Source organism: Lacrimispora brassicae, from assembly GCF_054772055.1.
Map to the genome: position 1 here is coordinate 81,243 of NZ_BRYH01000030.1, position 20,502 is coordinate 101,744.

The following is a 20,502-nucleotide window of genomic DNA, read 5'->3' on the forward strand; positions in this document are numbered from 1 at the left end:
AAACTATGGCTTTAACAAATGCTTTTTATGATGCTGTTAGCACCGGTAATGTTCGCCTTGTTCACACTATGATGAAGGACAGCCTCTTGGTAGATCCTTCTTTCACAGGATTTTCAGAAATGGAGCGTGCTGCTCGTTCTTTGGAGGGATTATATGATGCTCACGATGGTCGTGAGTTTATCACTGATCAGTCTCTATGGAACGATGATTACATGAATAAACTCATGGTACAAGTTGTTACAAACTTTTCTCACGAACGCATTGACCACCTGAAAGATGTTGTTCATCGTCTAAGACCTGTTGCAACAACAATAAAGACTGCCCAATTCTCCGAAAGGACTAAAACTACGCATAGAGAGCCTACCGGTTCATCCTATCAGGAACAGAAACTCCGTGATCAGGAAAATGGCGACTACCTGGGTACAAAAATTACAGCCGGTGCCGTTGCCGGTGCCGTAGTTGGCGGTGTATTGGCTTCCATGGCAGGTATTACTGTAGTTGGCGGTGCGGCCGCAGGTGCCGTGGTTGGCGGTGTTGCAGTTACTATCGCTGTCAACGGAGGTAAGCAGCCATGAGTGACACTGTAATACTTGGGCAAAAGGAGAACCTCCCAACTGAAAAACCTTTGGAATCGGGTATAGGTGAACCGCCCAAAAGCAACATACCAAGTTATGTTTCTTTGAAAGCACAGCTTGTTGAAGCCAGTAAACTTGTCGATGAGATTGTCCTAAAGAAATATCTTCACAAATTGGCAGACCTGGAAATCATCCCTCTGGATGATGATTTTAAACAGATCAGCGATATTCGCCTTTTCAAAATTACTGAAATGGTTTATCAGAAGGATGAATACTCAACCTATAAATTTGCATCCGTATTTAATGCTGTGCAAAACCTGAATTGCAGTATCTTTATCATTGCCGATAGTGATGGACACAAAACAGGTTTTTATATGGGTGTTCGTTCTCTGGACGATAATCGTACAACGAAATCGCTGAAAGACACCCTTAGAAACGCTTTGAGCGGTCAATTCCCCGGTGTAAAATCAGACGATCTTCTTGATTCTCAAGCACAAAGTTTCTTATCGGAAATTCCGTCAAAGAATATCGCCTCTGTTTCTTGTGTAGCGAACAATAAAGATGAAGATTTCAAAGATAACGAAACATTTATTCAGGGCTTGGAAAAGTTAGCACTTGCAATGCAAGGCCAAAGATATACTGCTATTGTCCTTGCAAAAAGTACGTCTGCTAATCAACTCGATGAAATTCGCCGTGCTTATGAAACAATTTATACACAGTTGTCACCATTTGCTAATATGCAGTTATCCTATGCAACAAATACTGCACTCAGTATTTCGGATGCCCTATCCCATGGAACAACAACCGGAACATCTTATTCAAAAAATACATCGGTAACCACGGGAACAAGCTATTCAACTGGATTCTCTGTGAACGAATCCTCATCGAAAGCAGATACCCTTGGTACTTTGACAAAAACTGTTGGTTCCGTTGCGTTAGGTGCTTTAGGCCTCATTACCGCGCCGCTGACCGGTGGCGCAAGTATCGCCGCTGCTGGTACAATTGTGGCAGGTCAAATTTCACTTGGTGCATTTAATCCTGTTACAAATACCCATGGAACATCAACTACGGAAAACCGCACGGAGAATGAATCCAGAAATAAAGGGGAAACTTATGGGTCAAACGAAAGTCATAATGAAAATGAAACTCGTACAAGAGGTTTGACTTCTGGAACATCTGACAATATGCAGTTGTCTATGCAAAACAAGACCCTGCTTAACACCATGGATCGCATTGACCTGCAACTCAAACGAATTGATGAATGTGAAAGTCTGGGCATGTGGGAGTGTACAGCCTACTTCCTGTCTGATACCCAGGAAACAGCTGAAATGGCTGCTGGCACCTATAAGGCATTGATGAAAGGTGCAAAATCTGGCATAGAAATTTCTGCTATAAACTTATGGGGACGCCAAAACGCAAGCAAACTTCCTGTTCTCCGAGAGTATATTACAAACTTCATTCATCCTGTTTTTGCCTATCGTTCCGAAAATACCACTTTGCCTGTAACAGCATCTTCTCTCATAAGCAGCAATGAACTTGCGATTCAGATGGGTTTACCTCGTAAATCTGTATGCGGTTTCCCTGTTATCGAGCATGCTGATTTTGGTAAGGAAGTTGTTTCTTATGGAAAGAAACTACATAGAAAAGACCTTTGTCTAGGCAAAGTTTTCAGCATGGGGACAGAGATGAGTACCGAAGTTAACCTCGATATTAACTCTCTTACTATGCACACATTTGTAACCGGTTCTACTGGTTCTGGTAAAAGTAACACTGTGTACGAAATCCTTAACCAGCTGCATAACGTCTACGGTATTCCGTTCCTGATTGTTGAACCGGCAAAAGGCGAATACAAGAATGTATTTGGTCTGCATTCCGATGTCTCCGTTTATGGAACAAACCCGAATAAGACGGTGTTGCTTAAAATAAATCCTTTCCGTTTCCCAGAAGATGTACACATCTTGGAACATCTTGACAGATTGGTTGAAATCTTCAATGTCTGCTGGCCAATGTATGCAGCGATGCCCGCAATTTTGAAAGAGGCTATGGAAAAAGCTTATGTTGAAGCTGGTTGGAATTTGATCACATCCGAAAACTGCAAGGGGAAAAAGTTCCCGAATTTTGCAGACCTGCTTGAACAGATCGAATGTGTTATTAATGATTCGAAGTATTCTGCTGATAGTAAGGGCGACTATTCCGGTGCTTTATTAACCCGTGTTCGCTCGTTGACCAACGGTTTGAATGGATTAATCTTCTGTAATGATGATCTCACAGATACAGAACTCTTTGACAGAAGTGTTATTGTCGATTTGAGCCGTGTCGGTTCAACCGAAACGAAGTCACTGATTATGGGGCTTCTTGTTATGAAGCTCAACGAGCATCGTATGTCTACCGGCAAAACTAACAGTCCGTTGTCGCATATCACGGTATTGGAGGAAGCACATAATCTTCTTAAACGTACATCTACAGAACAGTCCTCCGAAAGCTCTAACCTTCTTGGAAAATCTGTGGAATTACTTTCAAACTCTATCGCTGAAATGCGTACCTACGGTGAAGGTTTCATTATTGCAGACCAATCGCCGGGATTGCTTGATATGTCGGTAATCCGCAACACAAATACAAAAATCATTTTGAGACTGCCGGATAAAGGAGACCGTGAACTTGTTGGTTATTCCGCAGGCCTGAATGAGGAACAGGTGGATGAACTATCCAAGCTCAAGAGAGGTGTTGCAGCGATTTATCAGAACGACTGGGTTGAACCAGTTCTTGTTCAGGTAAATAAATGTGATCTCTCCGAAACAATATATGATTTTGATGGTATTACAGTTAATGCAGATAAGGATAACATAAAATCTAAGCTTGTTGACTTTCTGATTCAAGGCAGAGTGCGTGAAAAGTTGAATTTTTCAATAAAGGATATTGAGGAAGGACTGGACTCTCTTGGTCTTTCATCCATCAATACAGAGTTTATTGAAGAACAGATTGCAGATTACAAAGAAAACAAAGTTCTTGCAATCTGGGACGACAGTAATTTCAGAAGGCTTTCACGCCGCATTACAGATATTCTTGGTGTCCGGGCAAGAGTGGAAAACAGCGTATTGAGTGCCACGGATGATGCCGAGTTGACAGTTATGCTTGAAAAGATTGTTCGTCAAATATCTCCTGATGCTTCCAAGAGCAAGATTCTTGCATTGAGCCAGTGCTTTATGAAAGACATGAGTACACAGCAGGAAGAAACCGAAATCAGAAGAAAGCTGTATATTAAGTGGATCAACTTTACCAAAGAAAGGGGTATTAAATGATGATCGGAGGCCTCAAAGAAGTTACCGAAACACTCTCAACCAAATTTGCTGAGTCTCCTCTTGGTAAACAGTTAGAAGGAGCGGAAGTCTTCGACATTGGCGATGATGTAGTTGATCAGCCGTTGGGTAAAATCTATAAACTTGAAATCTCGAAACCAATGGAACTTGTTGATTTGGATGAGAATTTGAATTATGATGATAATGGTCAGCCTTACCATACAGGCGACGGTGGCTTAATTCCAAATAACACCTATGTACTTGGTGAAATAACCTATAAAGCAGACGACAACGGAAACATTTACATGGCAGATGGAAAGTTGAAACCAAATACTACATACGAGCTTAATGGTAGCGTTTATAAAACGGATGATCTGGGTAGAATAATCAGTTGTGAAGCAAAACCACAGCGCAGCCCGGAGAACCTTCGTGATACAGAAGCACAAAGACAAGCTGGTGGGGAAGACCGAAAATCGAACGACCAAGGCGGCCACATTGTCGGACGTGATTTGAATGGTGATGGTGGCGGCGGTAACTTGGTTGCTATGGATTCCAAAATCAATCAAAGTGACTATAAGCGCATGGAAAACGATGTCAAGAACGCTCTGGATGAAGGAAAGGATGTTACTACCAAGGCGGAAATGACATATACAGATGATTCAGAGCGCCCTGATAAAATCACTGTTGCGGTTACTGCTGATGGTAAAGATACTGTCTATAAATTCGATAACAATCTCGATGATTCGCTAATTGATGAAGTGCCTAAGAACGGAAAGGACGCTGTATGGGCAGAATTAGATGATACCGATGGTCAAATTTCTTCCATCAAAGAAGAATATGACGAAAATGGAAATCTGATAGAAACAACCGTTTACGTCACCTATACAGATGAAGATAATTCTAATCATAGAACAAAGGTTGTTATTGATAACACGCAAGGAGGCGAAAACTAATGACTGAACTGGAAAAATTTATTTCTGAGCAAATTTCTCATATTGTACCTAATTTTGAAAAACTCGAAGTTCGCGCCAATATTGGTGATTCAAGCTACTCAGTTGAGTTCTTTGCTACTGTTGATGGTACAAGAATGCAGTGCTTTGATATGGTAGACGAAGGTTTAATAAAAGAAAAAGATCTGGACACCGTTTCAAAGTCGATTGCTAACTATATGCGTTGTTCATCCGATTACAACATAGGTAATATCAATAAAATTTCTGTTATAATAAGCAGGTAATTCTAAAGAATTTGTTCCATCGGACAATGTGTAAAGAAAAAAAGTTCTATACCGAATTTTGGGATTAAGGTGATGAGCGAAAAATAAAGGAAGCCTTGGTTCAAAATAAGGCATCATCAACAGGAAAAACACAAAATCCGCCAGAAAAATTTGAGTCTGGTGGATTTTGTGTTTTATTAATAACTCAGGATTTAAAACCCTATATTTTTCAGTGCCCTCCCATAATGTTAAAGGGATAGGTCGTGACACTGCACATTCTATGATTTGCTCCATTCATTATGAATTCAATCCCCTTAGCTATAGCACAAAACTTGCCAATGATAAGCTTATCACCCAAGAATTCATAATGATGGGTGACATGAGTTTCAAAATTTTCAGCCCCATTTACATCATCATAATAGGTATAGTCCCCAATAATAATATTGGAGCGGGTGATCACGTTTTTAATATAACAAATACTTTTGATTTTTTCATTTGGATATATAGCATTAGGATCTGGTCCGTACTGCATAGTATTCCCCCAATCAATTAAATAAATTACTTATATCTTACTATAACTCAGTATCTTTGTCCAATTCTCCAGTACATAGGCTGACGCACTTACGACGAAATAACCAACCAATCTGACTGAAATCTAAAGAATTCCCAACATAGGTAATTAAGGTGCAAATACCTCATCTTAAACCATAAAAAATAACTTCCTATGCGCAACTATACGGTTATCTGTATCCCGGAATACCTCTTCCGACAAAAATCCTTCAATATAGGATACAATCCCCAGTGCTATATTGCTGCATACTGCCAGACCCGCTTCCATCATCAGTATCCCACCGATTATCACAATCACTCATTGCATATCCACGCCTTTCCTCCCTATTTTCTGACAACAGAAAACAGAGGTTCCCCCGCCGTCACTTCTTTTCCCAGCTGTTTATTTACAACGGCAAACTTATCAGAATCCAAAACCAATACCGGAGAAGTTAAATCAATGTTCTGCGCTTTAAAATATTCCATATCAACATGACATAATAGCTCTCCCACTTTAACCTGCTGCCCAGCCTCCACCTTAACATCAAAACCTTCTCCTTCAAGGCTTACAGTATCAATTCCATAATGAATCATAATCTCAAGCTCCTCCGCTGTCTTTAAGCATATGGCATGCCCGGTCTCGGCTATCAACTCTACCCGTCCGGATACAGGAGCAAAGACATCTCCGGAAACCGGTCTGATGGCACAGCCATCCCCTATCATAAGCTGTGCAAAGACCGCATCCTCTACCTCTGTTATATCCATTGCTATTCCATCAAACGGTGCACAAACACTGATTTTCTTTTTAAACATTCCCAACACGCTATCATCCTCCCATTTTTTAAGAATGGAGGCTGGATTTCAGCCTCCACTCCATTGTTACTATTTCAATTCCGGCCAATATCCCTTATTGGCTTCAATATAATCATCCAGCAGTTTTTTGGCAATCGTTGCGCTGGGAACACAACGGGACAGGGTATACGCTTGCCACATTTTGTGATAGGAACCTTCCTCCCATGCATCCACCACCAGTTTTTCCGCTGCCACCTGCTGCTCCATCAACCCTTTCTGGAAGGTAGGGATTTTTCCAATGGACAGCGGTTCATAGCCGTTCTTACCAACCAGACAGGGGATCTCTACCATAGCATCATCATCAAAGTTAGGGATAGCACCATTGTTTGGAACAATTAACAGCATTCTTTCATGGGTATTCTGTGCCAGCGCAATGCATAAATCAACAATAAATGTAGCATGGTTGGTGATCTCCAAATAACTGCCTTTAGAAGTTCCCGCCTCAGCAATTTCCCTGCATGCCGTGAATACCTCTTTTTCTCTTCCTTCCATTACCTCATTGGCCCGCGTATGATTTGGATCCGAATGCTCAACCACATAGTTTGGGAAGAAGTAATATTTGAAGTAACTGTTGGGAATCATAGTCGGGTCTACCCTAAGAACATCCTTTGCCTTGAAATATGTTTCTTCCCAGCTGTATTCCTGCTGGTTGGAGGTCATTTCCGGTGAGACAAAGCCCTTTTCCAACATATAATCCCTGACCCTTGGCATCAGGTCATTGCCTGCTTTATCCCTGATATCACACCACCAGCCAAAATGATTCAGACCAAAATAACGTACATCCATCTCTTTGCGGTCCTTCAAGCCTGCAATATTGGCAATGCAGTCTTCCAGGCCAATGGGCATATCACAGATATTGATAATTTTTGAATTGGGCCTGAATCGCCTTGTGGCCTCTGCGACTATAGCCGCCGGGTTGGAGTAATTTAACATCCAGGCATCTGGAGAATACTTCTCCATATAATCAATGTTTTCCAGCACCCCGGCAATGGAGCGCATACCATATGTAATTCCCCCCGGCCCGCACGTCTCCTGTCCGACACAGCCGTGTTTTAAAGCAATTTTTTCATCCATTTCCCGCATGGGTAATTTTCCTACCCGGATATGGGCCAGGCAGAAATCCACATCAATGTACGCTTCCTCAGGATCCATAGTTGCCAGGAATTCAATCTCCAGATCCTTTTCCTGCACTAGAATTTCGCAGGCCTTTGCCAGCTGGTTCTGCCGCTCCTCATCATTATCATAAAGTTTAATTTTACGAAGTGGAAACCTGTCAAGATGTGCAAGCAATGTGCAGACAATCTCCGGTGTATAAGTGCTTCCTCCCCCGGCAATGACAACTGAATACTTTTTCATTTTTTGTTTCTCCTTTAACTATTTTCCATAACCTTATCAACTGTTTTCTTAATTAATGTAACGGTAGTTCCGTAAACGATCTGAATTTCATTGTTTCCGGCTTTTACGATTCCATTGCATCCTGTTTTTTTGAGGATCGCCTCGTCAATCAGGGCATAATCCTTTACCGCCACGCGAAGCCGTGACATACAGGCCTCCATCTCCGTAATATTATCTTTTCCACCTAATCCTCTGATAATCAGCTGTGCCTTCAGCATCTCCGGATTTTTCGTATCCAGTTCTGCCTGTGCTCCAGGTTTTGAAGAGGACATATCAATATTGGCAATTTCTGCAGCAAATGCCAGAGAATCATCATAATCACCACCGCGTCCAGGTGTTTTTACATTGAAATGGATGATCCACCAGCGGAAAGTAAAGTAGCAGAGGACAAATTCCAGCACCGTTACCACACAAACCACCCAGACATGGGAATCGGGCCTTAGGAATCCATTGGTAATCAACCCTATAATACTGGAATTGGCACCGCCTACACCGCTGCCCAGAATGTAACACAGCAGCCAGCTTAATCCCGTATAAAAACTATAGACCACATACAAAAGCGGTGCCGCAAACAAGAATATGAACTCAATTGGTTCTGAAATCGCAGCAAATATAGCTGTCAAAGCTCCGGCCAGTACCAGTGGTTTAATGCTTTCTCTCTTATCTGCATCCACACATTTGTAAATAGCCAGTGCTATGGCAGGCAGGCCTCCAAGCATCATGGGAATCTGCGGCCCAAAATAGTATGAAACTAACTGGGGAAGTGTGGTATTGGTCGGCAGGCCTTCCACCAGATATTGCGCATACCCGGCCACTGTTCCTTCTGCAACTGTTCCGGAAGCAAATGTGTATATACCCGATACAGAAGTATTTCTGACAATCGTATTCCAGATCTGGTGCAGTCCAGTGGGAATCAGAGCTCTTTCCCCGAGAGCATAGACAAACGGACCAAAGACTCCCAAACCGCCCAGCACCTTTGCAAATCCGTTAATTGCCAACTGTACATATACCCAGATAAACGGCAGAATCTGACCAACAATACTAAGTACGATTAAGGAAATAATTGGCACAAACCTTGTTCCCTGATAAAAGGAAAATGCCATGGGCAGCTTTACATCCTTGAACTTATTATGCAAATTTGCAACAATAACACCAACCAGGATACCGCCCATAATTCCCACATTAACAGTTTCTACCCCCAGAACCGTTGTAATTCCCGTTTCAGGGAACATTTCCCTTACCGCCGGGAAAGTTGTAATCAACAGATTCATTGATTTCAGCAAAGCAAAATAGCCAATAAACGCCCCCATAGCCGCATACTCTTTCTTTTCAGACGCCAGGCCAAACGCTAAAGCAATGGCATATATCAGCGCCAGATTATGCAGCACCTGAACACCTGCCGTTACCATCCAATTCCCCAGATATTGAATTGGAACACAGGCGAAAAATGGGATTATTTTTATAATCACCGGATCTGTAAAAACACAGCCGATTGCCATGATCAGTGAAGCTACACCAATCAGGGATACAGGAATTAAAAATGCCCTGGCTAATTTTTGAAAAAAAGATTTCAAACTGTTTGACATGTTACCCCTCCTTTTAACTAATACTCCTTTTGTTTACTTAAAACGTAAATGCTTTTGCCTGCGCAGGCTGTATCTTAGTGCGCTTTTAGTATAGCTGTTACAACTTTTAATTGCAATATTTTCAATCCATTGGTGAAAATGTTCATATTAAGTAAAATAATTCAAGTTTTTTAATAATATTAAATATCAAAAAACCGTTTATTCTTGATCTTTCAAAAATAAACGGTTTCATTAACTTTTTATTTATAATTGGGAAAATAATAGTTGGAAAGCTATTATGGCGTTTGGCACGAAAGTATTAACCTGTAATTCATCTTCCCATTCCGCTTTGGGAATGATAATCGGCAAATCTACTATCCTGCCTAAACGGCTATTCCCATTTCGTAAAAAGGCAATTGTAAAATAGTTATTCTTTTTGCACTTTTCCGCCTGGTCAATCACAAGCTGAGTCTCACCTGACTCTGATATCATAATTCCAACATTCTCCTTGACCTCGGATAATTCCCCTAAACTTTCAGTATAAACAACCCGATATCCTTTCTGGATACACTTCCGGCTAATATAGTCTATAACAACCATCGAATATCCGACTCCTGCTGCGTATATATATTTTTCTTTTGCCCTCTTCATGTTTTTGGAAAAATCAGCAGCCAATACTTCAGAATAATTTCTGATAACAGTACTTCTGATTCCCTTTAGATCATGCATCTGCGCCATATCCGGGCTTTTCAGGTTTGATTTAAAGGAAAAGATTAATTCACTATATCCGGAATAGCCGAGCTTTTTTGATAAATTCACCAGAAATGCCGGAGAAACATAGTGTCTTTTTGCCAGTCCCTTAATTGACATATCGCTGTTCTTTTTAATATCTGCTTTTATTTCTTCCAGAATCTGCCTTTGTAAGCCATTAAGATCACTCATTTAAGTACTCTCCTCAATTCACACTACCGGAATAAGCCGGCTCATCCTGCTCAGAATATTGCATTTTTCATCTTTCTCTTCTCCCAGTTTCCTTTATAGCCAGAACCTTCCAACTGCTTTACCTTCAATCATATTTTTCGCTTATTGCCTATAATAAAAATACAGGCTTCATCAATAACTGCTGATCTGATTTCGCACTTTCAGCCTTTTCATTTTCTCATTATATACTATCCAAACAGCAAAAACAAGGAATGATATATTTTTCACTGTGACCTTATACTTGCTTCAAAATTTGAAACAAAAAACAAATTTGTGAACCCGGGAAATAACAAAAGACCGGTAAGCGGTGCGAAAGCCGCCTTTCCAGTCTTTTGTTAACTTATTGTCCATACCCTGTTTCTAATTACACATCACTGCTCTAAAAATTCAGACTACTGTCGCTACCGCTTCAATTTCAATCATAACTCCATTGTTAAACTTTCCAATCTCCATAGTACTTCTGGCAGGTGGGTTTTCCGGGAAAAATTCCTTATAAGCCTCATTGAATACATGAAACTGATCAATATCCGCAACAAATACCAAAGTTTTAAATACATGATCCAGATCGGAGCCCGCTTCCAACAGAATCTGCTCAAGATTTCTCAGAGCCTGGCGGGTCTGTTCTACAATGTCCCCCGGTGCAACAAGCTGCTTTGTTATCGGATCATGAGCAGTTATGCCAGCTGTATACACCAAATCTCCTGCCCGAAATGCCTGAGAATACCATCCTCCCGGCTCAGGTGCCTTCCTCGTAGTAATTTTCTCTGCTTTCATTTCTGTTTCCTTTCCTTCATAAATTATATTTCTTCCAATTCACAAAGTCTCTGCAAGGTCTCGCAAAGCACCTGTGCTCCTGCTGCCAAATCTTCTTTTGTTGTAAGCTCTTCCGGACAATGGCTGACCCCGCCATTAGAACTGCGCAAGAATATCATTGCCATTGGGTATAACCTCCCCATCTGCATTGCATCATGAGCCGGGTAGCTTACCATATTCATATAGGGGATTCCATGTTTATCCGCACTTTCTGCAATTATTTCTTTCAGCCTTGGATGGCAATGGCACGGTGCCGTGCTGATTGTGGACTTTACCTCATAAGTCAGTCCCCTCTCCCCACACTGCTTTTCCACAAACTCTATCAAATTATCATACAGCTGCTTCCAGATATCGTCTTCCACTTCACGGAAATCCACTGAAAATGTAACTTTATTAGCCACTATATTATGCTCATTTGGTTCAACCTTTAAGTATCCTACTGTTCCTCTGGTTGGGGAACCGGATACTAGCGCAAGTTGTTCCACTTTACAGGCTGTCTTTGCTGCTGCTGCAAAAGCATCGTGTCTGTCTTCCATTGCCATACCGCCTGCGTGTACGGATTCACCATAATATGTGATATAGAATTGGTGAATACCAGCAATATCATCCACAACCGCCACAGGCAATCCTTTTTTAAGCAAATATTTCCCCTGCTCAATATGGAGCTCAATAAAGGCGAAATAATCTTCTTTCTTAATGAACGACCCCTCAAAGTTATCCGGCTCCAAGCCCATATTGTATTCCAGCATAGCTTCTTTCATGGTTTTTCCGGTATTCCGGTCCACAGATACAGATGCAAAATCATGGGGCAGCATTCCGCAGATTGCCTTGCTTCCAAAATGGCCGCCTAAAAACTGGCTTGCTTCTTCATTAATTAATGCAATCATTTCAATCGGGCGTTTGGGCTTGTAGCCGGCCTCTCTCATTGTCTTAAGAGCCTCCAATGCCGTCATAACCCCTGCCAGCCCATCGTACTTACCTCCCATGGGTACGGTATCAAAATGAGAGCCAGTCAAGACCGGAGGCAGATCTTCCATTCCTTCATATCGTCCATAAATATTTCCTACGGTATCCACTCTTACCTTTAGTCCGGCCTCTTCCATCCATTTAATCAAAAGAATTGCCGATTCCCGATATTCCGGCGTCCATGCAAAACGGCTGATTCCGCCTCTTGGATCTCTCCCGTATTCACCAACTTCCTGTTCTCTGTCCCATAATCTTTCCGCATTAATTTTCATAAACTGCCTCCTGCCAACTGCTGCGGCCTGACAAACTGCCCATAACCACCTTTTACCATAATTGTATCATGATCAAATACAACTTTTCCTCTCACTATCGTAGTCATTACCTTACAATTTACCAATCTCCCCTGATAAGGAAATTTTTCATTCCTGGTTTTGGAAAAACTTTTGCTGCGATCAATCTTCCAGGGAAAGTGTGAATCAACGATTGTAATATCTGCATCTGCTCCGACTCGGATACTTCCTTTTTGCGGATACAGTTTAAACCTTTTTGCAGCATTGGTTGCGCTTAATTTGGCAAACTGAACCGGACTCATTCCCCGTTTCAAAACTGCCTCATCAAACATCAGGGGAAATGCCACATCAATGGAGGGCGTGCCGCCGATTACCTTCCATTTGTCTCCATCCTCCGGCTCCTTATCCTCTGCCGTATAAGGAGCGTGATCTGTTCCAAGATAATCGATAGATCCGTCAAATAAATAATCCCATAATTTTTCCATCCGCTCCTTTTTCCTGAGCGGGGGCTGAATTAAGGCATATGTATCATATTTTGCATCATCTTCCATATTAAGCAGAAAATAATGGGAGCAGCTTTCCGCCGTAATATCCACACCATCCTGCTTTGCCTTTACAATTAACTCCGCCCCTTCCGGAATAGACACATGGCAGATATGTACCGGACAACCGGTTTTCTTTGAGAACAGAATAATCTGATTAATTGCAGCCAGTTCTGCATAATAAGGCCGTGCCTGATCGTGAAGCTCAAGATTCCACGGCTGACTGCAGTATCGTTTTGCCAGCTCTGTAATAACAATCGGGTCCTCTGCATGAAATCCAAAAACTCTGTCAAGTCCTGCTATCTTCTGCATGGCTTCCATTTCCATCTCTGTATTCAGGTAAGGAAAGGTTGGGCCAGCATCCAAAGTAAATGCCTTATACGCAACACATCCCAGGTCTTTTAGTTCCTCCAGATTCCCCTGGTTATCTGCCGTTGCGCCTGCCCAGATTGCATAATCCACGGCAGCCCCTTTTGCTGCCAGTTGTTTTTTCAAATGAAATGTATCTGCATCAACCACTGCCGGATTGCTGTTTGGCATTTCCATGATACAGGTAAACCCTCCGCTGGCTGCGGCTCTGGTTCCATGGGCAAAATCTTCCCGGTAATCCGCCCCAGGTTCAAAAAAATGAGTGTGCGTATCAATTGCTCCAGGCATCACATAACACCCTTCTGCATCCAACGTCTGCCTTGCCTGAATGCAATCCATTTCACAGCAGTCCTCATCAAAAATTGTTAATATTTTCCCATCGCAAATCCCGATATCTTTTCGGACCACTTCATCTTCCAGCACCAAAAGCCCATTGGTAATTACTAAATCACAATTCATAATCACATTGCCTCATCTCACTGTTCTTACTGCAGGTTCATTGTTCCAAGGGGGTCCAGAATCTTAATAATATCCTTGTCATGAATATTATCAGATGTCACCAGCACAGAAGCATTTTCAATAAATTCCGGAAAATCGGTCTGTCCTTCTACTGCTGCAATTGCCTGCTTTACAGAATTATATCCAAGACCGTATGGATTTTGAGAAACCATTCCGTCCAAAACTCCGTCATATACATACTTGATCAAAGATTCCGATGTATCATAACCAAATACCAGCATATCCTCTCTCTTTTCATTCTTAATTGTTTGGCAGGCACCTTCCGTTGTGCCTTCGTTTACCATAAATATGCCTTTCAGATCCGCATTTTCCATGAGTAAATCCTGAGTTGTATTTGCAGTTTTTTCCAAGTCACCATCGGTGTAGAACGGCCCAATACATTCAAACCCATCCGTTGCTGCCAGCTTGTCCATAAATCCCTTTTCCCGATGCTGAATAACCGCATTTCCTGCATTCGTGGAAATCACAGCAAATTTCCCCCCTTCAGGACTATGCTCAATTACATAATCTGCCACTTCTCCGGCCGCTTTATAATGGTCTACGGAAACGCTGGTTGCACAAACAGAAGAATCTAAACCGCAGTCCCAGGCTATAACCGGAATATCCAAAGACTTAAGCAGATCACTGACCGCATCCGCATTTGTTGCGGAAATTGCCAGTGCATCAATTCCCGTTACAATCATATCTTCTACAATTTTTCTTTGCCCGGTTCCATCCGTATCCGTTGTGGTGCCCTGGTAATTAATCTTATACCCAGCCTCAGCCGCCGCATCATTGGCGCCCTTTTGAACATAATCGTAAAATACAAACAGTGTAGACTGTGGAATCAGGCCAATTGTCATGGTCTTTTCCGAATCAGATGTTTTTGTTGCTTCTGTTTTTGTTTCTTCTGTCTTTGCAGTTTCCTGCTTCTCCTCCGTCTTACCTTCTGCCTTAATTGAACTGCTTCCTGCATCAGGGCTTCCACACCCCATTAACGCAGCTGCCACAAGACCTGTTAATGCCATTGCTTTCACTTTTTTCATCTTACCCATTTGCTACACTCCTTCTTTTTATTAGATTTATTTTGAATAACATTACCTTTAAACTTAAATTCCCGACCCCACTTACTGATTCTTGAACCTTACTCGTACAACATCCAAAAATACTGCCAAAATAATGACACAGCCAACGGCCACCTGCTGCCAGAACGAGCTCAGTCCAATTAAATTTAATCCGTTATTTAAAATACCAATGATAAATGCTCCGATAATCGTTCCGAGCATATTACCCTTTCCTCCCGACATACTGGCTCCGCCAATGACTGCGGCAGCAATTGCAAAAGTTTCATCTCCCTGTCCAGCTGTAGGAGATGCAGAAGCCACTCTGGAAGTCAAGATTATTCCTGCAACAGAGGACAAAAAACCACAAAGCAGATACACTTTAAATTTTGTCGCATTAACCTTAATGCCTGATAAAAATGCCGCACCCTCATTACTTCCTATGGCAAAAATAGTCCTTCCAAACCTTGATTTTGTCAGAATAATTGTTGCAAGCACTGCAATAATTGCCATAAATAATACTGGATAAGGCAACCATCCCCCCAGCTTTCCTTGTCCAATCCACGTAAATGCTTCTCCGGCGGATGATGCCGAAAGTGGAATTCCATTTAATATGACATAAATCAATCCTCGCATAATACTATTGGTACCAAGAGTTGCAATAAAAGGAATAATTCCCAACACCGTAATTGTAAATCCATTAAAAGCCCCGCAGAGAATCCCAACTAAAATCCCCAGCGCAATCGCCGCCGGAACCGGAACTCCATGATTCAGAGCAATGGCAACAACCATTCCGGATGCTGCCGACATCGAGCCAATGGAAAGATCAATCCCTCCGGTAATAATTACAAAGGTTTCTGCTACCGCCAGCAGTACGGCTACTGATGTCTGCAGAGCGATATTCAGTAAATTTCTCTGGCTTAAAAAGTTCTTGGTATTTAATGAAAAAAATATCATTAACAGAACAAGGCCAACCAAAGTGACAACCAACTGCATATTAAACCTGGCTTTTGGCTTTTGTAAATTCATTGCTTTTATCTGAACCATTCCTTACCCCTCCATCATCTCAAATTGAAGTATCTTCTCCTGCGTCGCTTCTGCCTTATCCAATTCCCCGGAAATGCCACCATCCTTCATAACCAGTATTCGGTCACTCATTCCAAGTATTTCGGGCATTTCAGAAGATATCATGATAATAGTCACACCCTTTTGAATCAGTTCATACATCAGCTCATAAATTTCATACTTTGATTTTACATCAATCCCCCTGGTCGGTTCATCAAAAATGACTATCTGAGCATGATTACAAAGCCATTTCGCCACCATTACCTTCTGCTGGTTACCTCCGGACAGAGTACCGGCCGCCTGCCTGGAGCCATGCATTTTAATGCTCATTTTTTCCGCATATTTCAAGACTGCCTCTTCTGCTCTCCCGTCATTTACAAAGCCTCTTCTGGTAAATGCATCATAACTGGAAGAAACAATATTTTCCTTAATGGATAACCCCAGGAACAAACCATCCTTTTTTCTGTCTTCAGTCAAATATGCAATTCCTTCACGGATAGCTTCTTTCGGATTTCGAATATGTACTTCTCTTCCATTCACTTTTACGGTGCCGGAACTTTTATTATATGCTCCGAAAATCGCCCTCATCATCTCCGTCCGCCCGGCTCCCATTAGGCCGGCAATGCCAAGAATCTCTCCTTTATATGCCTTAAACGATATATTATGGAGCCGTTTGCCGGAGTTTAAATTCTCCACTTCCAGAGTGACATCTGCCTTGTGGTAATCTGGTTTTGGAGGAAATTGCTGAGTGAGATCCCGTCCAACCATTTCACGGATCAAAAGCTCCTTGATCTGAGGATTATAAGGACGGGTGCTGATGAGATAACCGTCACGCAATACGCTGACCGTATCTACTATTTCATCCAAGTCACTCATTCTGTGAGAAATATAGATAATTGCAACCCCCTTATCTCTTAATTTTCGGATGATTTTAAACAATACCTGAATTTCATTATCTGTCAGCGCTGCCGTCGGTTCGTCCATAATTAACAGTTTGCAATTGTATGACAAAGATTTTGCTATCTCCACCATCTGCTGCTCCGCCACGCTCAGCTCTTCCACCTTCCGTTCCGGATCAATCTCACACTCCAATTCCTTTAGAATATCCTGCGCCATGGCATTAGTCTTATTATCATCCAGAAACCCCTTTATTTTTAATTCAGGTTCTCTGGCAATAAAAATATTTTGTGCCACCGTTAAATCCGGCATTAAGTTGAATTCCTGATAAACAATCCCAATTCCCATGTCAAAAATATCTTTTGGATGATTAATGACAAGTGCTTTCCCTTCATAGGTGACCGTTCCGAAATTTGCTTTGACCACTCCTGTGATGATCTTCACCAAAGTTGATTTTCCGGCTCCATTTTCCCCCATCAGAGCGTGGACCTCGCCTTTCCTGATTATGAGATTAATATCTCTTAACACTGCATTGCCTGAATATGACTTCCCAATACTTTCTGTTTCCAAAAGAACTTTTTTCATGCTTTGTTCCCCATTTCTTCCGAAGTCTCCTTACATCATTACGTCTCCCAGATTAGGACCCAGGGTCTGTCCTGTATACAAATTGCCATCTGGCTCTGCAGCCAGGAATACAGCTGTAGGAAGAATTTCCTCAAGCTCACCAAACTTTGGAAGAACCAGCTCTGATTCTTTCTGTTTTCTCCATTCCGGGCTTACCACACCCATAAGCTGTGTCTCAATAGGCCCTGGAGCAATGCAGTTTACAGTTATGTTATACTGCCCTAATTCTCGTGCCAGTGATTTGGAAAATCCGATCAGGCCCGCCTTTGCTGCACTGTAATGACAATGCTCTACGCTGCCTTTTTGTGCAATCTGAGAAGATAAGTTGATAATTCTTCCAAATTTCTGCTTGATCATATAGGGAACTGCATATTTACAAGTCAGAAAGCTGCTGGTTAAGTCTACTTCAAGCATCCGGTTCCAATCCTCAAGGGTCATATCTACCAACAATTTAGGATTAGAAATTCCGGCAACATTGAGAAGAATATCCACTCTCCCGAATTCGTCAATGGCTCTCTTAATCAATTTTTCGGCCACTTCCGGTTTTGAGATGTCCCCCTCCTGCATTACAACACGACTGCCATAAGCTTCTAACTCTGTTTTCAGCTCCTCCATTTTAACCGTATCATCCTTGTAGTAATTCAGCACAAGATTTGCACCTTCCTTTGCATAAATAGTGGGAAAACCCCTGCTCATTCCGTGCCCCGCTCCAGCGCCTGTGATGACTGCAATTTTTCCTTTCAGTTTCATTTTAATCCCTCCACTTTCTTATTTTTAGGTACAAAAAATACCCATACCAACAGTATGTTTGCGGTAAACTTTGTTGTTATGGGTATTTAATTCCATCTATAAAGAATTACTTATTCTTTCTGATTTTTTGCTAAATCCAAATAACTATAGAGAGTGTATTTTGAAATCCCCAGATATTCCTGTACCCGTTCTCCTGATTTTGTAATCAAAAAAGCTCCTTTTTCATTCAGACACCGCACAAAATTTATTTTGTCTTCTCTGGTCATCTGTTCCAGTTCTTTCCCCATATTTTCCTGTGTCTTCTTTATTATGCTTTCCAAAAGCTGATTTACATCTGACACAAAAATTTCCTCCTCCGGATTATTTAAATCACACCGGTTCATCTCTTTTAGTACTTGTTCAAACTTAAGCGTCTCCGTAATATCTGTATTGATACAAAGGCATCCGACAATCTCCCCTTCCTTGTCCCTTATGTAAAGTGAAGAGGAACGTAAATAACGACCATCCTGGAGTTTCGTAATATAATTGTATTTATCCCCTTTCCCTGTTGTCCCTTTCATCACTTCCAGACCCAGGTTGCTTCCGGTTCCACCAATCTTTCTGCCCGTGATTTCTCCGTTTCGAACATCAACAATCGTATGTTCATAGCCGTTTCGCAAGTCATGCAGAACAATTTCCGAACCTTTACCTAACTGCTGTTCCAACATGTCTAACAGTCTGTTTACAAAATCCGTATCAAAAAGCTTACTATTCATTTCCATAAGTATTACCTCTTTCAGTCGTTCTTTACAAAAACATAATACAACACTTTTTGTTTTGTGTCAATATATTATTATAACTTTTTGTTTTGTTTTTTTAAATTTCAAGCGATTATTTAATACTTTTTGTTTGTTTTTTAGTTTTTCAAAACTTATTGTTTGTTTTATTAATAAAAAAAGTATTTAATTAAAGAAAAAATAATTCTCAAATACCTGGAAAACCAGCTTTCTAATCAGAGAAGAAAGGTTAAAACCCTCCATTTTCTTCTTCATTGATGCATCAGCACCATCGCCTTTCTCAAGCTTTACTCTTTCCCTATGGGCAAGGTGGAGAGCATGACGCTTTACCCAATGGATTTTGAGGAATTTCTTTGGGCAAATGGTGAAGAACAGCTATCGCAGGAAATTCGATCAGCTTTTGATCTGATGGCTCCACTGCCTGAAACGCTCCACCAAAAAGCTGTCGAATTTTATCGGTACTATCTCATTGTGGGTGGAAAGCCTGCCTGTGTTCAAACTTTTACAGGCTCCGGAAAGTTGGTTCTTATACCAACCGGACAAAACGAAATTGCAAACAACTATGTGTCAGACATGGCAAAATATGCTACCACAGCTGATACTGTTAAAATTCGCAACTGTTTCAATTCCATTCCAGCTTAGCTTGCAAAAGAAAATAAAAAGTTCCAATACAAGGTTGTTCAGCGTGGCGGCAGTGCTGCACTGTTCGGTGAATCAATCGAATAGCTGGCACAAGCAGGCATCGTGTTAAAGTGTCAGAAGATTGATCATGGCACAAGCCCCATCGCCGTATATGCAGATTTGTCCTTCTTTAAGCTCTATATGAGTGATGTAGGTTTTTTTGTCATAAAATCCGGTGCACCACAACAAACGATCCTGACAGGAGAATCAAATGTGTTTATGGGCTCTGTTACTGAAAACTACGTTGCTCAGGCGTTGGCCTCTAATGGACACGCCCTCTTCTATTGGGCAAGTGAACACAGTGCTGAACTTGATTTTGTACTGCAAAAAGATTCCGAGATTATTGGCATTGAAGTGAAAAAGGGGACAAAGGTTCACTCTAAAAGTCTCAGCGTATTTATTTTAAAAAATAACCCAGCTATTCCATCCGCTTTTTTGAAAAGAATTTTAAACAATCTGAGAATCCACTATCCGTTCCACTTTATGTAGCATTTTGTATCTAAATTTTCTGTAGCACTTCCTACAGATTATACCTAGATTTCAATCCATAATTGTAAATAGTATATAAGATACCAAATGAACAATGCCTGACAGCAAACTAACCGTCAGGCATTGTTATAAGAAGCTTTTTGCATTTATTTTGGAGAAATTACATCTGTTATCAGTGATTTTGGAATATCGATTACCTTTAAACGATATCTCAGAAGTGTATGATGGGAACTCTTGCATCAAATTGTTGCAACA

The 20,502-nt window shown here is 41.4% G+C and carries 18 protein-coding genes and 2 pseudogenes; 6 read left to right on the forward strand and 14 right to left on the reverse strand.

The window, feature by feature from the left end; all coding sequences use genetic code 11:
• The first annotated feature begins 5 nt into the window (after window positions 1-5).
• Genes ACYVD3_RS15485 through ACYVD3_RS15500 form a run of 4 tightly spaced genes read left to right on the forward strand, consistent with a single transcriptional unit; the run spans window position 6 to window position 5,105 of the window.
• A complete protein-coding gene (locus ACYVD3_RS15485; protein ID WP_460643387.1) occupies window positions 6-575 on the forward strand; it encodes a hypothetical protein in 570 nt (189 codons plus the stop codon).
• Window positions 572-3,874 carry an ATP-binding protein gene (locus ACYVD3_RS15490; protein ID WP_460643388.1) on the forward strand — a complete coding sequence of 1,101 codons (3,303 nt, stop codon included), beginning with the start codon at window positions 572-574 and terminating at the stop codon, window positions 3,872-3,874. The genes ACYVD3_RS15485 and ACYVD3_RS15490 overlap by 4 nt, the downstream gene beginning before the upstream one ends.
• A complete protein-coding gene (locus ACYVD3_RS15495) occupies window positions 3,871-4,824 on the forward strand; it encodes a DNA/RNA non-specific endonuclease (protein WP_460643389.1) in 954 nt (317 codons plus the stop codon). Before ACYVD3_RS15490 ends, ACYVD3_RS15495 begins: the two co-directional genes overlap by 4 nt.
• Complete coding sequence (locus ACYVD3_RS15500; RefSeq protein WP_460643390.1) at window positions 4,824-5,105, forward strand: hypothetical protein; 282 nt, start codon at window positions 4,824-4,826, stop codon at window positions 5,103-5,105. The genes ACYVD3_RS15495 and ACYVD3_RS15500 overlap by 1 nt, the downstream gene beginning before the upstream one ends.
• Before the next feature lie 217 nt (window positions 5,106-5,322).
• Here ACYVD3_RS15500 and ACYVD3_RS15505 read toward each other — a convergent pair.
• The 13 genes and pseudogenes from ACYVD3_RS15505 to ACYVD3_RS15565 form a co-directional block, all read right to left on the reverse strand.
• Window positions 5,323-5,616: pseudogene (locus tag ACYVD3_RS15505) on the reverse strand (LbetaH domain-containing protein); the annotation flags it as partial.
• Between the two features lie 362 nt (window positions 5,617-5,978).
• The gene (locus tag ACYVD3_RS15510; RefSeq protein WP_460643409.1) at window positions 5,979-6,446 is read right to left on the reverse strand and encodes a PTS sugar transporter subunit IIA; all 468 of its coding nucleotides are present in this window, start codon (window positions 6,444-6,446) and stop codon (window positions 5,979-5,981) included.
• Between the two features lie 69 nt (window positions 6,447-6,515).
• Window positions 6,516-7,841: a 6-phospho-alpha-glucosidase gene (locus tag ACYVD3_RS15515; protein ID WP_460643391.1), complete on the reverse strand. Its 1,326-nt coding sequence runs from the start codon at window positions 7,839-7,841 to the stop codon at window positions 6,516-6,518.
• A gap of 14 nt (window positions 7,842-7,855) precedes the next feature.
• The gene (locus ACYVD3_RS15520; protein WP_460643392.1) at window positions 7,856-9,466 is read right to left on the reverse strand and encodes a PTS transporter subunit EIIC; all 1,611 of its coding nucleotides are present in this window, start codon (window positions 9,464-9,466) and stop codon (window positions 7,856-7,858) included.
• A gap of 243 nt (window positions 9,467-9,709) precedes the next feature.
• A complete protein-coding gene (locus ACYVD3_RS15525; protein ID WP_460643393.1) occupies window positions 9,710-10,387 on the reverse strand; it encodes a MurR/RpiR family transcriptional regulator in 678 nt (225 codons plus the stop codon).
• A 426-nt stretch (window positions 10,388-10,813) separates the two neighbouring features.
• Complete coding sequence (locus ACYVD3_RS15530; RefSeq protein ID WP_460643394.1) at window positions 10,814-11,200, reverse strand: RidA family protein; 387 nt, start codon at window positions 11,198-11,200, stop codon at window positions 10,814-10,816.
• Between the two features lie 23 nt (window positions 11,201-11,223).
• Window positions 11,224-12,477 (reverse strand): allantoate amidohydrolase, encoded by a 1,254-nt coding sequence (locus ACYVD3_RS15535; RefSeq protein WP_460643395.1) that lies wholly within the window; start codon window positions 12,475-12,477, stop codon window positions 11,224-11,226.
• Window positions 12,474-13,865, reverse strand: a complete 1,392-nt coding sequence (allB, locus tag ACYVD3_RS15540; protein ID WP_460643396.1) for an allantoinase AllB — start codon at window positions 13,863-13,865, stop codon at window positions 12,474-12,476. The genes ACYVD3_RS15535 and allB overlap by 4 nt, the downstream gene beginning before the upstream one ends.
• 26 nt (window positions 13,866-13,891) lie before the next feature.
• Window positions 13,892-14,959, reverse strand: a complete 1,068-nt coding sequence (locus ACYVD3_RS15545; RefSeq protein ID WP_460643397.1) for a sugar ABC transporter substrate-binding protein — start codon at window positions 14,957-14,959, stop codon at window positions 13,892-13,894.
• Window positions 14,960-15,031: 72 nt separating this feature from the next.
• The gene (locus ACYVD3_RS15550) at window positions 15,032-16,012 is read right to left on the reverse strand and encodes an ABC transporter permease (RefSeq protein ID WP_460643398.1); all 981 of its coding nucleotides are present in this window, start codon (window positions 16,010-16,012) and stop codon (window positions 15,032-15,034) included.
• Between the two features lie 3 nt (window positions 16,013-16,015).
• Window positions 16,016-17,512 (reverse strand): sugar ABC transporter ATP-binding protein, encoded by a 1,497-nt coding sequence (locus ACYVD3_RS15555; RefSeq protein ID WP_460643399.1) that lies wholly within the window; start codon window positions 17,510-17,512, stop codon window positions 16,016-16,018.
• A gap of 30 nt (window positions 17,513-17,542) precedes the next feature.
• Window positions 17,543-18,301 (reverse strand): 3-oxoacyl-ACP reductase family protein, encoded by a 759-nt coding sequence (locus ACYVD3_RS15560; RefSeq protein WP_460643400.1) that lies wholly within the window; start codon window positions 18,299-18,301, stop codon window positions 17,543-17,545.
• A 110-nt stretch (window positions 18,302-18,411) separates the two neighbouring features.
• A complete protein-coding gene (locus tag ACYVD3_RS15565) occupies window positions 18,412-19,062 on the reverse strand; it encodes a helix-turn-helix transcriptional regulator (RefSeq protein WP_460643401.1) in 651 nt (216 codons plus the stop codon).
• 333 nt (window positions 19,063-19,395) lie between these two features.
• Here ACYVD3_RS15565 and ACYVD3_RS15570 point away from each other — a divergent pair, with 333 nt between their 5' ends.
• Together ACYVD3_RS15570 and ACYVD3_RS15575 are read left to right on the forward strand one after the other, a co-directional pair.
• Entirely contained in the window at window positions 19,396-19,719 is a 324-nt protein-coding gene (locus ACYVD3_RS15570; protein WP_460643402.1) for a hypothetical protein, read from the forward strand.
• Between the two features lie 102 nt (window positions 19,720-19,821).
• On the forward strand, window positions 19,822-20,247 hold the full coding sequence (locus ACYVD3_RS15575) for a DUF4143 domain-containing protein (RefSeq protein ID WP_460643403.1): 426 nt from the start codon (window positions 19,822-19,824) through the stop codon (window positions 20,245-20,247).
• Window positions 20,248-20,393: 146 nt separating this feature from the next.
• On the opposite strand, the pseudogene ACYVD3_RS15580 reads toward ACYVD3_RS15575, so the two are convergent.
• A pseudogene (locus ACYVD3_RS15580) lies at window positions 20,394-20,474 on the reverse strand (hypothetical protein); the annotation flags it as partial.
• Window positions 20,475-20,502: the final 28 nt, after the last annotated feature.

Excerpts from the sequence above, each read along its gene's own strand:
- ACYVD3_RS15485 (WP_460643387.1), top strand. The coding sequence starts at position 6 with ATGGCTTTAACAAATGCTTTTTATGATGCTGTTAGCACCGGTAATGTT.
- ACYVD3_RS15490 (WP_460643388.1), top strand. The coding sequence starts at position 572 with ATGAGTGACACTGTAATACTTGGGCAAAAGGAGAACCTCCCAACTGAA.
- ACYVD3_RS15495 (WP_460643389.1), top strand. The coding sequence starts at position 3,871 with ATGATGATCGGAGGCCTCAAAGAAGTTACCGAAACACTCTCAACCAAA.
- ACYVD3_RS15500 (WP_460643390.1), top strand. The coding sequence starts at position 4,824 with ATGACTGAACTGGAAAAATTTATTTCTGAGCAAATTTCTCATATTGTA.
- ACYVD3_RS15510 (WP_460643409.1), bottom strand. The coding sequence starts at position 6,446 with ATGTTTAAAAAGAAAATCAGTGTTTGTGCACCGTTTGATGGAATAGCA.
- ACYVD3_RS15515 (WP_460643391.1), bottom strand. The coding sequence starts at position 7,841 with ATGAAAAAGTATTCAGTTGTCATTGCCGGGGGAGGAAGCACTTATACA.
- ACYVD3_RS15520 (WP_460643392.1), bottom strand. The coding sequence starts at position 9,466 with ATGTCAAACAGTTTGAAATCTTTTTTTCAAAAATTAGCCAGGGCATTT.
- ACYVD3_RS15525 (WP_460643393.1), bottom strand. The coding sequence starts at position 10,387 with ATGAGTGATCTTAATGGCTTACAAAGGCAGATTCTGGAAGAAATAAAA.
- ACYVD3_RS15530 (WP_460643394.1), bottom strand. The coding sequence starts at position 11,200 with ATGAAAGCAGAGAAAATTACTACGAGGAAGGCACCTGAGCCGGGAGGA.
- ACYVD3_RS15535 (WP_460643395.1), bottom strand. The coding sequence starts at position 12,477 with ATGAAAATTAATGCGGAAAGATTATGGGACAGAGAACAGGAAGTTGGT.
- allB (WP_460643396.1), bottom strand. The coding sequence starts at position 13,865 with ATGAATTGTGATTTAGTAATTACCAATGGGCTTTTGGTGCTGGAAGAT.
- ACYVD3_RS15545 (WP_460643397.1), bottom strand. The coding sequence starts at position 14,959 with ATGGGTAAGATGAAAAAAGTGAAAGCAATGGCATTAACAGGTCTTGTG.
- ACYVD3_RS15550 (WP_460643398.1), bottom strand. The coding sequence starts at position 16,012 with ATGGTTCAGATAAAAGCAATGAATTTACAAAAGCCAAAAGCCAGGTTT.
- ACYVD3_RS15555 (WP_460643399.1), bottom strand. The coding sequence starts at position 17,512 with ATGAAAAAAGTTCTTTTGGAAACAGAAAGTATTGGGAAGTCATATTCA.
- ACYVD3_RS15560 (WP_460643400.1), bottom strand. The coding sequence starts at position 18,301 with ATGAAACTGAAAGGAAAAATTGCAGTCATCACAGGCGCTGGAGCGGGG.
- ACYVD3_RS15565 (WP_460643401.1), bottom strand. The coding sequence starts at position 19,062 with ATGGAAATGAATAGTAAGCTTTTTGATACGGATTTTGTAAACAGACTG.
- ACYVD3_RS15570 (WP_460643402.1), top strand. The coding sequence starts at position 19,396 with ATGACGCTTTACCCAATGGATTTTGAGGAATTTCTTTGGGCAAATGGT.